A 14,811-nucleotide genomic window follows, 5' to 3' on the forward strand; every position below is an offset into this window, starting at 1 on the left:
CTTGACGGACAGACTTTGGTACCATAACAGCAGGAAATCATGATCGGAGGAGATAGCATGCGTGTTGTAATCGATCTTGACGGAACCATCTGTACGTTCAAGGGAGAAGGCCAGACCTATGCCGATGTAACGCCGATTCCGGGTGCACTCGATGCCCTGCGACGGATGAAGGATGAGGGGCATTACCTTATCATTCATACAGCCCGGCATATGAAGACCTGCGGAGGGAATGTCGGGGAGGTGGTGGCGAAGGTCGGGGCTATAACGCTGGACTGGCTGCGGATTCACGCAGTGCCGTACGATGAAATCGTATTCGGCAAGCCGCAGGGAGACTTGTATGTGGATGATCTGGCGCTGGCTTACCGCAACTGGGACGAGGTCCTGCAGACCTTGGATATCCGATGAGGAATCGTACGCAGATCGTCATTCCCATGGCGGGCAGGGGGCAGCGGTTCCGCAATGCCGGCTTCCATGGGCCCAAGATGCTGCTGGAAGCCGCCGGGAAGCCTATGCTCTGCTGGGCGCTGGACAGCCTGAAACCTCATTTTCCGATGGAAAAGGTGATCTTCATCTGTCTTCAAGAGCACTTGGAGCAAACCCGGCTGAAGTCGGTCATATCCGCCTACTGCAGGAATCCTGTTATAGTGCCGATTCTGTCGGTGACGGGAGGACAGGCAGAGACTGTACGGAAGGCGCAGACGTTCATCGATCCGGACGAGCCTCTCTTGATCTACAACTGCGATACCTACATGGAATCTTCAATCGGGACTACGATTGCGGATCAAGGCGGCAAGGCGGATGGAATCATCTCTGTTTTTCCATCGTGTGACCCGGCATACAGCTACGCACAAATTGATGGGCAGAACCGGGTGGTGCGGGTGAAGGAAAAAGAAGTGATCTCGTCCATGGCGACAACGGGTCTGTATTATTTCCGCCGTTCCCGGCTGTTCACCAGTGTTGCGGAAGAAGCGGCCGCAAGGGGAAGCGGAGAAGGCGAGCTGTATGTCGCCCCGCTGTATAACCGTCTAATTGCCCAGGGATACACATGCCTCGCCGATGCGGCACATTACTGCTGTCCGTTAGGTACGCCGGAAGAAATCAGGCATTTCGAGCACGAGCAAGCCGGGAGGGGAGTGCAGGGTGACTAAACGTATTTTTTTCGGTTTAAGCGGCGGTCTTGGCCCTGTGCTGCGCAGCATGCCGGTCGCGGAGATGTTCCGCCGTGCGGGAGAGGACGTTTCTTTCAGCGTCTATGGTACGGGAAGCGCTTCTTTTATCCAGAGCAGAGGATATAGACATCTTCCTGACGATGATCCGACTGTGCCTAGCGAAGACCTTGTCGTCCGGCCCGGCAACGTCTTCTACAACCTGGATCATTACTACGCCAGTGCAGGGCTGCTCGACGAATCGTTCGTACACGCGTGGATTCAGCACCGCATCCGTATGCTGGAGAAGTGGAATGCCGATCTTGCGGTTGCCGATATGAGTCCCCAGACAGTTATCGCAGCCAATTATTTGGGGATTCCGGTCGTTTCCATTACACAGTCTTGCTTTTACCCGGACGGTGATGGCCTGTATTTCTGGGGACAGCCGCCCCGTAATTTGCCTAAAGTAACACCTGTGGTCAATAAGGTACTGAAGCGGCTGGGTCTGCCGGTTGTCAGCAGGATGGAGCAGTTGAACGTGGGAAGGCTTAACTTCATTCCCGGTATCCCCGAACTAGATCCGGTCCACAACAACAGTGTCCGCTATGTAGGCCCGATTGAGTACCCGGCTGTGGGAGGCAGCGGACATTCGTTGCCGGGAGAGCCGTATATTCTCGTGTATCCGGGCAGGCTGGAGGATACTTCGGGGCCATCCGGCCTGCAGCTGCTGGAGTCCGTTGTGCAGGCATACCGGAACAAGAAGGATAGAGTCGTCATTGCCTGCAGCCAGACGCTTCCGGCCGGACTGAGAGCCAGGATGAGCGGCAATATGACGGTCATCCCGCATTTCGGCTCGGCTTCGTTATCCCACAGCCGTTTGTTCATTCATCACGGCGGACACGGAAGCTGCATGTCGGCACTGAGGCGCGGAGTGCCGTCGCTGATCATTCCGACCCATACGGAGCGGGAATTCAATGCCCGCAAGGTGCATGGTCTGGGAGCAGGGGAATACCTGCTCCCCGGGACGCTTACGGCGGCTCAATTGTATCAGTTGGGCGAGTATGTCATGCAAGACAGATACAGGGAGCAGGCTGAGGAAATCGCAGCTCTCATCCACAACCGGAATTACGGTGGCGCCGGGGAGATCTATACCTGCAGCAGCACACTGATGAAGCGTCTGACATTGTCCCGGGAGGAGCTGTGACGAAGGATGATTTATGGCATCGGGATAGATATCCAGGAAATCGCCCAGTTTGAGGAAATTATGCATCGGCAGCAGGACCGGTTTCTGCGCAGAATCTTTACGGACCAAGAGCTGTCTTACTGCAGCCGTTACAACAGTCCGGCCCAGCATCTGGCTGCCAGATGGGCCGTGAAGGAGGCTTTCCTGAAAGCGGCGGGTACCGGGCTAAGGGGCGGCTACCGGCTGGCGGATCTGGAAGTGTCGAATCTTCCATCAGGCAAGCCGGAACTGATTCTGCACGGGCAGGTCCGGGAAGACATAGAACGGGCCGGTGTGAATGTGTACATAAGCCTGTCCCATTCCGGTGATTATGCGGCAGGTCAGGTTGTCCTTTGGACAGCCCCATCTGTTTCCTGTTCGTGCACCGGTTGAAGGTGCAGAGCTGGTTGATGCGGTAACAGGTTATCCGGTCATAGTCCGGATGGCCTTTTTTTGCGTCTGCCGATGGAACGTGCGGGGGATCAGGTGTGAGACTGAACAGTCTTGACGTGTCATCCATATGGGGATACGATAAAACGGCGTACATTTTCTGGAATATAATTCCTTATTTTGATGAAGGAGCTGATCTCTTGACTCAAGGTTTGTTAACCGGTATTGATCATGTCCAACTGCCTGCTGCTGATCTGGAGGAATCGATTGCGTGGTACTGCAGAGTGTTCGGCTTTTCCCTCTTGGAGAATTACGGAGAATTCGCAATGCTTACATTAAATGATCGTTCACCGAATCTGATGTTGTGGCAGTCGAAGAATTATTCTTCCGCTCATTTTGAAAAAGACGGGGAGACCTTGCCGGTACTGTTTTTCAGGAGTTCCGAAATCGACAAGCTGGCCACGAAACTGCAAGAAGAAAATGCGAGAATCGTAAGCTTCGATGACGGGGGTTTTGCTAAGTTCCTGAAATTTTACGATCTCAATAACAATTTTATAGGTGTGATGCAGCTGATGGAAGGCTGACGAAGATTCATGAGAAAACCGGTGCCCGGTGAGGCGCCGGTTTTTTTTGGTTCCTATGAAGCTTTCTGCCTGCTTTAGCAGGCAGGATGCCGCATGGAACGCCGAGAGCGGGCGCTGCCGGAAGCCTACAATGGACGTATGCAGGAATTAATCAATGTGATGAAAGGTGCAGGTACATGACCGTATATTTCGGACGCTCCCCCGTCTCCTGCCAGCTGACGCCATGGGGAAGAGAGTATGGGCGGGGCCTCGGAGAACTGGCAGCCCTGGATGTCCGCTTCGTGGAAATCGGCAGCCGGCTGCTGCTGCCCTATGAAGGACGGATAACCGAATGGAAAGAGAAGCTGGAGCAAGAATACCAGGCCGTATCGGGCGTATTTGAATTCGGCCATTTTGCGAACTGGGCCAGACGCAGAGAAATTTATTTGCACCACGACCGGCTGGCCAGATTGCTCCTTGCAGCCGGTATCGACATGGTCATTCTGGGCCCGGGTATCCGGTTAAGCCGGAGCTATGGCATCGAAGACCAGAGGAATATGCTGGCGATGATTGCCGAAATCCACAAGCGTTACAGCTTCCATGGCATCCGGGCGGGTATTCATCCTCACCGCTCGCACTGTATCTACACCGGTGAAGAAATAGAATACGTCATGGAGCGGACACCCCCGGATCTCGGATTAGTACCGGATACCGGTCATCTTGCGGAAGCGGGTGTAGACTTCAGAGAGCTGATGGGACGGTATGTTGCGCGTACCCTTGCCGTACATCTCAAGGATGTCAGGGGAGTCCGGGAGGATGAAGAAAGCGGGGCCTTTCCCGGCCGAAGGATGCGTTATGCAGAGCTCGGAGGCGGGGAACTGCCGCTTTCCTCCATTCTGCGGACTCTCCGGGAATACAAGTACGCGGGTTATATGACGCTGGAAATGGACGAGACACTCCTGCCTCCGGCAGAAGCGGTAAAAGTTTCTCTGTCCGTGCTGCACAAAGTATAACTTAAAAAAATCAAGTGAAGAAAGGAAGAAAGCAACCGGATATGTGGACCAAGATACCGATTCTCCCGTATTTTCGCCTGGTCGGCCCTTATTTAAAGCAGCATAAGAGAGACCTCGTTCTGCTGGTTCTGCTGCTGATCCTCGGCATCGGAGTCCAGATCGCCATTCCATGGCTGCTGAAAACTTATTTCGATTCCCCGTCAGATGCTTCACTGCGGTCGCTGCTGCTTCTGATCGGGATGATGATGGGGCTGGGCACCGTTTATCAGCTTCTGGTGCTGATGTCCGATTATATCGGCGAGCATGTGGGCTGGTCGGCGGCCAACCGCCTCCGCAGCCGCTTAATGCGGCACTGTCTGAGCCAGGACATCTCGTTCTTCCACCGCTACAATCCCGGTGAGCTTCTGGACCGGGTCGATGGGGCGGTTAACGGGCTGGCTGAATTTTTTTACAAATTTGTCGTAAGGTTTACGAACAACGTGGTTCTTCTGCTGGTTACGCTGGGACTTCTGTATACGATTCATTGGAGTATCGGAGCCGTCATGACCGCTTTTATAGTATTGGCTGCCCTTGTCTATTACAGGCTCCGCGACTATGCCCTTCCTTACTGGGTCCGGGTGGGGGAAATGTCGTCCGCTTTTTTCGGTTTTATCGGAGAGCAGTTAACCAACACGGAGGATACGCGCTCAAGCGGGGCTTCCGGTTATGTCATGGGGCGTTTCAAAACGCTAATGAGAAATTGGTTTCCGCTGCATATGGAGGCGGGTTACGCTTTCTCAGTCATGTGGATGCAGTCTATGATGCTGCTTGGCCTGAGCACCATTCTGACTTTTGCTGTAAGCGCTTGGCTCTGGCATACCGGGACGGTATCCGCCGGCACTATTTATATGCTGATGCTGTATGCCGTTATGCTGGTCGGGCCCATAGATACGATTCGGATCGAGCTGGGCGCTCTTCAGCGTGCTTCCGCCAACATAGAGCGAATCCGCCAGCTGTTTGACATCCGTCCGGCGATCGAAGAGGAGGCGGGGAAAGAGGTACTGAAGGAAGGTCCGCTGTCCGCCGAGTTCCGGGAAGTTACGTTCGGTTATAGTCCGCATGAACCGGTTCTTCACGGAATCCGACTCAGGCTGGAAGCCGGGCAATCGCTGGGCATTGTCGGCCGCACCGGGAGCGGCAAAAGCTCGATCGCCCGCCTGCTGCTGCGATTGTATGATCCGCAGCAGGGAAGTGTTCTGCTGGAGGAGACGGACATCCGCCGGGTCAAGCTCACTCAGTTGAGACAGCGGGTGGGGATCGTGACGCAGGATGTGCAGATTTTCAAAGGCAGCGTGAGGGACAACCTCACTTTCTTCAATCCGGCCGTTCCGGATGACAAGATAGAAGCTGTGCTGGAAGACCTCGGGCTGGCGTCCTGGTACGCAGAGCTGCCGGAGAAGCTGGATACGCAGCTTGAAGCCGGGGGAGGAGGACTGTCTGCCGGAGAAGCGCAGCTGCTGGCGTTTGCCCGGGTATTCCTGAAAGAACCGGGCCTTGTTATTCTCGACGAGGCCTCATCACGGCTTGACCCTGTGACCGAGGAGAAGCTGGAGCAGGCAGTGAGGAAGCTGCTTAGCGGGAGAACGGCGATTGTAATTGCCCACCGTCTCCAGACCCTGCGGCATGTGGACCGTATTCTTGTAGTGGAAGACGGCCGGATCATCGAGCACGACAGTCAGGCGGCTCTTCTGGAGAATCCGGATTCGCGCTACTCTCAGCTTCTGCGCCAGAGCTTCAGAAACTCCAGCCGATGAGCACACTCGGGTTCCTGCGCAGGATGGCCGCTCTGCATCCCGGGCTGTTCTGGAAAGGGGTGCTTCTCTGGCTGCCGTTTAATTTGTCACCGGTTACAGCCGGGCTGCTCATGAAGCAGATCTTTGACAACCTGGCGGGTACCGCGGAAGAGGGCAGCGGGACCGGTATCGGCCCGGGAATGCTCTGTATGCTGCTTGCAGCCAATATATTGGCTGCTGCCGGCTCCATTCTGTGGGGAGGCCGGGTCGAGACGGAACTCAATTTCCGTATTAAAGGAATCATCCGGCACAATATGCTTGAGTCTATCCTGAAGCAGCCTGGTGCCCGGGCTCTGCCGTGTGCGCCGGGGGAAGCGATTTCCACGTTCCGCGAGGATGTGGAACAGCTCGCCGACATGCTCCGCTTCTATAACCTTCTCCCGGTTAAAGTAACGTTCACGGCTGCTGCGGCCGCGATCCTATGGGCGGTTTCCCCGGAGATTACGCTTCTCGTGTTCGTGCCGCTGACGGTGATTCTTATATCCGGCCAGGTTGCAGGGACGAGGCTGCAAAAACTCCGGGAAGCGTCGCGTAAAGCCGAAAGCGGGATCGCCGGTTTTATCGGAGAAATGTGCAATTCTGCGCAGGCAGTCAAATTATTTAATGCGGAGGAAGCGGTGAGCGCCCGGTTCCGGAGTCTGGGAGATATGCGGATGAGTACCGTGCTGAAGGAAAGACTGCTCGATCAGAGCATTAGCGCCTTCGTCAGCCATACCCTGCAAATCGGAACGGGCCTTATTCTTCTGGCTGCCGCTATTTTTATGAAGCAGGGGCAGTTCACGATCGGCAATTTTGCTCTCTTCGTCACCTATATCGGGGTAGTGACCTCTTTTATTCAATATTGCGGTTTCTTTCTGACCAAATACAGGCAGACCGGCGTTGCGGTGCAAAGATTGCGGCAGCTGCTGCCGGACGCTCCGGAGAATGCAGCGCTTGAATATAGGCAGATATACATCCGGGAGGACTTCCCGCCTTTGGTCGAGCCGCTGTCTGCCCCGCAGCGGGACAGACTCAGAGTGCTGGAGACCCGGGGGCTGACCTGTCTTCACGGGCACACGGACCAAGGGGTCCGGGATATCAGCCTGCACATAGCCGGAGGTTCTTTTGTCGCCATTACCGGACGGATGGGTTCCGGCAAAACGACACTGCTCCGCGCAATTCTCGGGCTGCTCCCGGCCTCATCCGGAACCATCTGCTGGAACGGTCGAAAGGTGGAGAATCCGGATAGCTTCTTTATCCCGCCCCGGGCAGCTTATACGGCTCAGGCAGCGAATCTGTACAATCTGACGCTGAGAGAAAATATCCTGCTCGGTCTGCCGGAGAACCGTCTGGAGAAGGCCGTGTACTCGGCGGTGCTGGAAGAAGATATCCAGTGGCTGGAGGATGGGGCGGACACCATGATCGGAGTTAAGGGGGTCAAGCTGTCGGGAGGACAGCTCCAGCGGACGGCAATCGCCCGGATGTTCGCGCGCCAAAGTGAGCTGATGGTGCTTGACGATGTGTCCAGCGCACTTGACGCACAGACGGAGAGCCGCCTATGGGAGCGGCTTCAGAGTTCGAAGGATAAGACCTTCCTAGTCGTGTCCCACAGAAAATCGGTACTGGAGCGGGCGGATCATATCGTCTTGCTCAAAGATGGCAGGCTCGAAGCGCAGGGAACGCTGGCGGAACTGCTTCAGTCTTCGGAAGAAATGCGCTTTCTGTGGGCGCAGACATGAGAAATATTTAGCCTGACAGGAGGAAATGAAATTCAATGTCTTCTTTGTCTTTCTCCCGTGTTCCGGTTTACCGGTACTATTTGCTGCTTAGAGCCTACCTGAGTGATCTGTTGAAACAGATCCTGTTTCTGGCTGTCCTGGTAGCGCTGAATATTGCCCTTCAACTCGTCAATCCGCAGATATTACGCTTTTTTATCGATTCGGCCACAGACCCGCATTCTTCAGCCCTCTTGTTCTCCGCTCTGTTGTTTGTAGGGCTTGCCGCAGCACAGCTGCTTCTCTCCGTCACAGCGGACTATAGCGGCGAGAAAATCGGATGGACGGCTGCGAACCGGCTGCGGGCGCATCTTCTCCGCCATTGCCTCTCTCTGGATCTTGCTTTTTTCAAAACCCGTTCCGGAGGAGAACTGATTGATCGCATAGACGGTGATGTAAAAGGACTGGCCGGCTTTTTTTCTACCCTGACGGTCTCCCTGCTCGGCAATATCGGTCTTATACTCGGTGTGATTGCCGTTGTGTTCTATGAGAATTCGGTCATGGGCGCCTTTATGTCAGTTTATGTAGGACTAGCCCTGGCTGTATTCAACAAAATGAGAGCATACAGCGTTCCGCTCTGGGTAAGATTCGGAGACGCCAGAGCTGATTTTTTCGCTTTTGTAGGAGAACAGCTTGCCGCTACGGAGGATGTGCGCTCAAGCGGGGCCGTCCCATACTCGCTCTATCGGTTCCGCAAGCTTATGCGAAGCTGGTTTCCCCTGCATATGAAGGCCGGCTTCGGTTTTTCTTTCATGTGGGCCAGCTCTACTGTGCTTGTGGGCGTCGGTACGCTCCTTATCCTTGTTCCCGGCTTCTACTTGCGTGAGCAGGGGCTTGTGACGACAGGCACCCTTTATATGATGATTTTTTATATGGGTCTTCTTGCCGGGCCTTTGGATGCCATCCGTGAACTTATTGAAAATTTACAGCGGGCCGAAGCGAATATCAAGCGGGTCGGTCAGCTTCTTGATCTAACTCCCGACATCCGGGAAAGTTCTGATGCAGCTGAACTGGCAGACGGGCCGGTTTCCGTTCAATGCAGAAGCTTGACGTTTGGTTACAGCAAGGAAGAAACGGTGCTCCGGGAGATTCAATTCCGTTTGGAAGCAGGTGAGTCCCTTGGTATCGTCGGCAGAAGCGGGAGCGGGAAAACGTCGCTGGTTCGGCTCCTGGTCCGTTTGTATGACCCACTGGAGGGAGATGTTCTGCTAGGGGGAATGGATATCCGGAGAATACAACTGAGGCATCTGCGGGACCGGGTCGGACTCATTACGCAGGATGTGCAGATTTTTAACGGAACGGTGCGTGAGAATCTGACGCTTTTCAAGCCTGATATACCGGATGACAAAATAATGCCGCTTCTCGAGGAAACGGGGCTGGGAGCCTGGTTCAGCACGCTCCCTGACGGACTGGATACGGTTCTTCCGTCAGGAGGAGGAGGGCTGTCAGCCGGGGAGGCCCAACTGCTGGCTTATGTCCGGGTGTTTCTCAAAGACCCTGGTCTGGTCATTCTGGACGAAGCTTCCTCACGGCTTGATCCGGTTACGGAGAAACGTTTGGAACGGACGGCCCGCAAGCTGCTGCAAGGCCGGACATCGATCCTCATCAGCCACCGCCCCGGCATGCTGAGGCATGCCGACCGTATTCTGGTGATGGACAGCGGCCGGATCGCCGAACAGGGCAGCCGGGAACAGCTCCTTAAGCGGACGGATTCACGCTTTTCACAGCTTATACGACAAGGTACAGGAAAGGAGAGTCTATGAGTAGGAGACCGTTTTTGTGGAAGATGGCCGCGTATCATCCCCGTTTGTTCTGGACAGGAGTCCTGCAATGGCTCCCGTTTAATTTGTCGCCGATCTTCATCGGGCTGCTGATGAAATTATTTTTTGACAACCTTACCGGTGACACGGATACTCCCTTGAGCCCGTGGGTTATCGTGGTGCTGTTTGCGGTTAACGTGCTGGTAACGCTCGTGTCGATCCGTCTGGCCTCCCGGACGGAAACGGAGCTGAATTTCCGCGTGAAGGGACTCATCCGGCAGAATCTGCTCGCACATATTTTGCGGCAGCCGGGGGCACGGGCTGTACCCGGCTCTCCGGGGGAGGCCGTGAGCCAGTTCCGGGACGATGTGGAGCAGCTTGCGGATACGATGCGCAATTTCAATCTGCTGATCGTCAAGACGATTTCTTTTATCTCAGCCGCAGCGGTTTTATTCTATATGAACACGCGGATGACGCTGGGGGTTATACTGCCGCTCACGATCATTTTTTACCTGATCCAGTACAGCGTGGTCCGCATGCATTCCAGGATCAGGCCCAGAGGGAACGGGCGCCGGGAACTGTCCGGCTTTATGAGCGAGGTATTCCAGTCTGTTCTGGCCGTTAAGGCCGCAGGTGCCGAGGACAGCGTGGTCGGGGAATTCGCCCGGCTCTCGGACGATCGCAGGAGGCAGGTGGTGCGGGAAAGAATGATGAGCCAGCTTATGTATGCGCTTCTGCCTAATCTGGTGCAGATCGGATCGGGTCTCCTGCTGCTGGCAGGCGCCGTTTATTTGCAGCCTGGATCGTTCTCGATGGGGGACTTCGCGCTGTTCGTCCATCTGCTGCTTCACATGAGCAAATATATTGAATACAGCGGTACGGCAGTAACGCAGATCCGGCAGGTGAAGGGGTATCTGAAGCGGCTTAATTGGCTGCTGCAGGGACCTGCGAACGGCAGTGAGATCGACTTCAAGCCTTTGGATATGTCTCAGGAATCCTCTTTAACGGAGGTGCCGGCTGTGTCAGAGAAGAGGCAGTTCAAACAGCTTGAAGCAAAGAATTTGAGTTATCTCTACCCGGGGAGCACCAAAGGAGTCCGGCATATCAATCTCCGGATTGAAAGAGGCTCATTTGTCGTCATCGCGGGAAGGATCGGCTCGGGCAAAACAACGCTGCTGCAGGTTATTCTGGGTCTGCTGCCCTCTCTGGGCGGTGAAGTCCGCTGGAATAACCGCCGTATCGGCAATCCGGATGAATTTTTTGTTCCCCCGCGTACGGCCTATATTCCCCAGGTCCCCAATCTTTATAACGGGACGCTGAAAGAGAATATTTTGCTGGGGCTGCCGGAGGAAGGATTGGAGGAGGCGGTCTACAGTGCTGTACTCGAAGACGACATTAATGCGCTCCCCGACGGGCTTGATACGATGGTCGGCGTCAAGGGAGTCAAGCTCTCCAATGGACAGATTCAGCGGGCTGCGGCTGCCCGGATGTTCATACGCCGCAGCGAGCTGCTGGTGTTCGACGATATGTCGAGCTCACTCGACGTCGAGACAGAGAGCAAACTGTGGGAACGGCTTACGGGCCTCAGAGAAGCGACCTGTCTTGTGGTTACGCACCGGATGGCGGCACTGCGGCGGGCGGATCACATCCTTGTTCTGAAGGATGGGGAGATCGAATCCCAGGGTTCGTTCGAGGAACTGATGGAGTCTTCGGAGGAATTCAGAAGTCTGATGAATGAGAATGCTGGAGTACGGCCCGGTTAATCTGAGCGCCCGAGGGCACGGGACTCTTAACAAGGCAACCGGCTGTGCCAATCGGGGGATTTGTCGTACCAAAAGCCGAGTCCGGCGCACCTGGTCTTCTTTACACTGGAAATAGAGCCGAAGGAGTCCTTATTTCCTGAACAAGAATGAATGGGACACTTGGCCGGGAAGAAGGTGAGCGTATGAATTCGGATCGGTTCAAGAAAATACTCGGGAAACTGCAGAGGAGCCCGGGTGCGAAGGTTGTCGTAATGGGAGATGTCATCCTGGATGAATATGCGCAGTGCGAACAGGATTATTCACCTAACGAAGATTGCACGGTGCTTCGCAGACAGAACAGCCAGTTGTTTCCGGGCAATGCGCTGAATGTTTGCCTTAATATCGATGCCATGGAGGGAAAAGCGGCTGTTCTCGGCACACTTGGCAGAGACAGGGAGGCCGAAGAGCTCCGCCGGTTGACCGGAGGCAGGGTGAATCTGGACGGCTTACTCTCAGACAGCGGGCGGATCACCACGGTCAAATCCCGTCTGTGTCTTGCGGATGGCAGCCTTATCCGTGTGGACCGGGAAGATAACACACCCGTGTCGCCGCAGACGGCAGCCGGTCTGCTTGCACAGGCGGATGGTTGCGGGGATGCACGCTGCGCCGTTGTATCCGATCTGGGGAAGGGCCTGTTCTCCGACTCCTGCATCGGCAACTTCATCGGGTGGGCCCGCAGCAAAGGAATCCCGGCGCTCGTTGACCCGGCAGGAAGTAAGCTCGAACGCTATGCGGGAGCGTCGGTTCTTTTTCCGAATCTGCTGGAGTTCAACCGGCTTACATCTTCTGCATTCCAGCATCCGGTGGAGGCTGTGCAGAAGGCCAGGGAGCAGATGCGCAAATATGACATCGGAGCTATCGTCCTCAAAGCGGGCGAAAATGGAAGCTGCTGGATCACGAACCGGGAGGCGCTGCATCTGCCCGCTTTGGGGAAGCAGCCCCTCTGCGAAGTCGGGGCCGGCGATTCGTGCATCGCTGCCTTCGCTGTCGGAACCGGGTGCGGGCTCTCCGGGGAGGAATGCTTCCTGCTCGGGGGTGCCGCAGCCGCCGTTTCTATCTCGAAGGCGTATACATCAGCCGTGAGCCTCAGCGAACTGATCCGTTTCAGTACAACGATGGAACCGGTATCCGTCTACCGCCTGTGACGGGAATGTGGGGCGCAGATGGAACACATAAGTACAGCGACACGCATAAGTGAGAGGGGGAGCTGGCGTTCGATCCTATATTTCTGGAAAAGGTGAGAAAAAGAAGAAGTTACCGAAGCAGTCCGCGAACTACATTTCTTGTTCTAGCTGCGAAAGGGATGGAAAAAGCTGTTAGCGGCATGCTCCTGGAGCGGACGGAAATCCTGGCTGCTGTAAAAGTCTGTGCGGATGAACTTCCAGTCTTTGAGGAAAAAGGCTTCCGGATTATTTCCATTGTGAATGCTTTGGAGATGGGATTGGTTACAAAAATTCTGGATGAAGCAGAGGCGGTAAATCCACCGGCAATGCAGGAAGCAAGAAGACCCGAAGCGGCAGCGGTGTCCGGGGAAGCCGTGAAAACCGGAGCTGTGGAAACCCTGACAATACCGGAAATCCTGGAGACCACGAAAATCCGCGAAATAAGGGCAAACAAAGCTGCCGTAGATACCAAAGCTGACTCGGAATTACTGGAAACACGAGAAACACTGGAAACACTGGAAACACCGGAAACACCGGAAACACCGGAAACACCGGAAACCTCTGTAACCCCGGATACCCGGTATGGATTTACACGTTCACGCTCTGGCAATGAAGCGGTGATGACAGGGTTTGTGCTTCAGATGTCTTCCGGAGATGCTGCGGACTTTAGCAGCCTTATCAGCGAATTGCCGCACGGCTATGAGCCGTGCGAGGTTTTTTTCGGTGCAGGGGAAATCTGCATCCCGCTTTTCTGCACGCATGCCGAGAAGTTGGATCTGCGTCCTGCACCGAAACCCAAAGCCGTACTTACCGACGAGCTGCACGGCTTTGGGGACGCGGTGCTGCTTTTTCCGGTGATGCAGCAGTTTATCGACAAAGAAGCGCGTCTGGGTCATGAGGTTCACCTGATTACAAAGAGGAAACTGGTTCCGTTGTTCCGGACGTTTCTCAAACGCTGCCGCATACTGGAAGGTGCTCAAACACACGTGATGTATGAAGCGGTTATGCATTCTTCCGTCTACGGAAAAGTCTTTCTTCTTCCGGTATCCGTATCTGCTCCGCCCCTGCATCATATCCGCGATTTGTTTGCGAAGGCGCTGGGATTCAAGCAGCCTCCCGGACAGCCTGATCGTAAGAAGATGGATTTCCCGCAGCTTCCGGCAGTATTGGAGCAAGAGATGGCTTCACTGAGAGAGACCGGAGCTCCCGTGGTAGGCGTCCAGTTTCATACGGGCGATCCTAAGCGTTCCTGGCCGCAGCCTTATGCACAGCAGTTTGCCCGGCTCTGTAAGGAGCGGAACATTCATCTCATCAACCTTTCACCGCTCCCCTATGATCTTCACCCGGAGGGCTGCAGAGATTGGAGCGGACTTGCCGTTGCCGAGCTGTTCGGCGCTCTTAAAGGAATGGACGCAGTGGTCGGAATCGACAGTGTATGCGGGCATATCGCAGGCTTCCTGGGAGTGCCGAATCTGACTCTGTGGGGCAGAAGCTTCCCTGCTCTGCAGTTTCCCGGCAGCCGGGATGAGTCTCATGTAAGCTTCCGCACGCTGAGCGCGAATTACAGCCTCGTACCCCGAAGCGCGGATATTCGGGACATCGGTCCCGAGCTGGTTTTTGCAAGGCTGGAGGAACTTCTTGACGGACGTATTCGCCTTTCCGCGGAAGTGATTACAGCCCATGACACGTTGAACGAAATAGGAATCGAATGGGTGGAGGGAGCATGAGCCGGATTTTGTATTTTGCTGTAAGAACTTCCCGTTGTTCTCCCAATCTGGAAGAGATGCTGGAAAGCACCTGCAAGAGCTTCCAGTCGCTCGGCTATTCGGCCTCCTCGTCCGGATCGGATGAGAACAAGGCGGACTTCCTGCTCCTGTCGGAAGCCGAGATGACACCTGGAAACCGGGAGAACAAAGGGGTGGTCATCGTCACCGATGACGAGAGTGTGCTTGCCGACACGAACAGTTTCCGCAGTGCGGCGGAATGCTGGGAGATGCCTTATGACATAGGAGCGGTCGTTCTGCTGGGAGAACGGAAGCTTTTTTCTTCCAGATTTACGGGATTCGCTTTCTCCCCTTTATGTCTGGTACACACCGAATCACATTCTTCGTCCTATAGACGCCTGGCTTCCTATTGGATACATAAATCAGGCAGAAAGGGCTGAACG

13 protein-coding genes are annotated in these 14,811 nt (G+C 55.1%); all 13 read left to right on the forward strand.

Going from position 1 to position 14,811, the window contains the following annotated elements:
- The first annotated feature begins 57 nt into the window (after positions 1-57).
- A complete protein-coding gene (locus AR333_RS15680) occupies positions 58-405 on the forward strand; it encodes an HAD hydrolase family protein (RefSeq protein ID WP_068776310.1) in 348 nt (115 codons plus the stop codon).
- Positions 402-1,148, forward strand: coding sequence for a glycosyltransferase family 2 protein (locus AR333_RS15685; RefSeq protein WP_068776311.1), 747 nt, complete (start codon positions 402-404; stop codon positions 1,146-1,148). Before AR333_RS15680 ends, AR333_RS15685 begins: the two co-directional genes overlap by 4 nt.
- On the forward strand, positions 1,141-2,349 hold the full coding sequence (locus tag AR333_RS15690; RefSeq protein WP_068776312.1) for a glycosyltransferase: 1,209 nt from the start codon (positions 1,141-1,143) through the stop codon (positions 2,347-2,349). The genes AR333_RS15685 and AR333_RS15690 overlap by 8 nt, the downstream gene beginning before the upstream one ends.
- A 6-nt stretch (positions 2,350-2,355) precedes the next feature.
- Positions 2,356-2,760 (forward strand): holo-ACP synthase, encoded by a 405-nt coding sequence (acpS, locus tag AR333_RS15695; protein ID WP_068776313.1) that lies wholly within the window; start codon positions 2,356-2,358, stop codon positions 2,758-2,760.
- 95 nt (positions 2,761-2,855) lie between these two features.
- Positions 2,856-3,341 carry a VOC family protein gene (locus tag AR333_RS15700; RefSeq protein WP_253735871.1) on the forward strand — a complete coding sequence of 162 codons (486 nt, stop codon included), beginning with the start codon at positions 2,856-2,858 and terminating at the stop codon, positions 3,339-3,341.
- A gap of 176 nt (positions 3,342-3,517) precedes the next feature.
- Positions 3,518-4,333 (forward strand): sugar phosphate isomerase/epimerase, encoded by an 816-nt coding sequence (locus AR333_RS15705; protein WP_253735872.1) that lies wholly within the window; start codon positions 3,518-3,520, stop codon positions 4,331-4,333.
- Positions 4,334-4,374: 41 nt separating this feature from the next.
- Positions 4,375-6,126, forward strand: coding sequence for an ABC transporter ATP-binding protein (locus AR333_RS15710; protein WP_068776314.1), 1,752 nt, complete (start codon positions 4,375-4,377; stop codon positions 6,124-6,126).
- Positions 6,123-7,883, forward strand: coding sequence for an ABC transporter ATP-binding protein (locus AR333_RS15715; protein ID WP_068776315.1), 1,761 nt, complete (start codon positions 6,123-6,125; stop codon positions 7,881-7,883). Before AR333_RS15710 ends, AR333_RS15715 begins: the two co-directional genes overlap by 4 nt.
- A 35-nt stretch (positions 7,884-7,918) precedes the next feature.
- Positions 7,919-9,682 (forward strand): ABC transporter ATP-binding protein, encoded by a 1,764-nt coding sequence (locus AR333_RS15720; RefSeq protein WP_068776316.1) that lies wholly within the window; start codon positions 7,919-7,921, stop codon positions 9,680-9,682.
- Positions 9,679-11,442 (forward strand): ABC transporter ATP-binding protein, encoded by a 1,764-nt coding sequence (locus AR333_RS15725; RefSeq protein WP_068776317.1) that lies wholly within the window; start codon positions 9,679-9,681, stop codon positions 11,440-11,442. The genes AR333_RS15720 and AR333_RS15725 overlap by 4 nt, the downstream gene beginning before the upstream one ends.
- A gap of 182 nt (positions 11,443-11,624) precedes the next feature.
- The gene (locus AR333_RS15730; protein ID WP_068776456.1) at positions 11,625-12,626 is read left to right on the forward strand and encodes a bifunctional heptose 7-phosphate kinase/heptose 1-phosphate adenyltransferase; all 1,002 of its coding nucleotides are present in this window, start codon (positions 11,625-11,627) and stop codon (positions 12,624-12,626) included.
- A gap of 158 nt (positions 12,627-12,784) precedes the next feature.
- Positions 12,785-14,371, forward strand: a complete 1,587-nt coding sequence (locus AR333_RS15735) for a glycosyltransferase family 9 protein (RefSeq protein ID WP_172798879.1) — start codon at positions 12,785-12,787, stop codon at positions 14,369-14,371.
- Entirely contained in the window at positions 14,368-14,808 is a 441-nt protein-coding gene (locus AR333_RS15740; RefSeq protein WP_084783732.1) for a hypothetical protein, read from the forward strand. Before AR333_RS15735 ends, AR333_RS15740 begins: the two co-directional genes overlap by 4 nt.
- Positions 14,809-14,811: the final 3 nt, after the last annotated feature.

Source organism: Paenibacillus sp. FJAT-26967, from assembly GCF_001541095.1.
Lineage (GTDB): Bacteria > Bacillota > Bacilli > Paenibacillales > NBRC-103111 > Paenibacillus_F.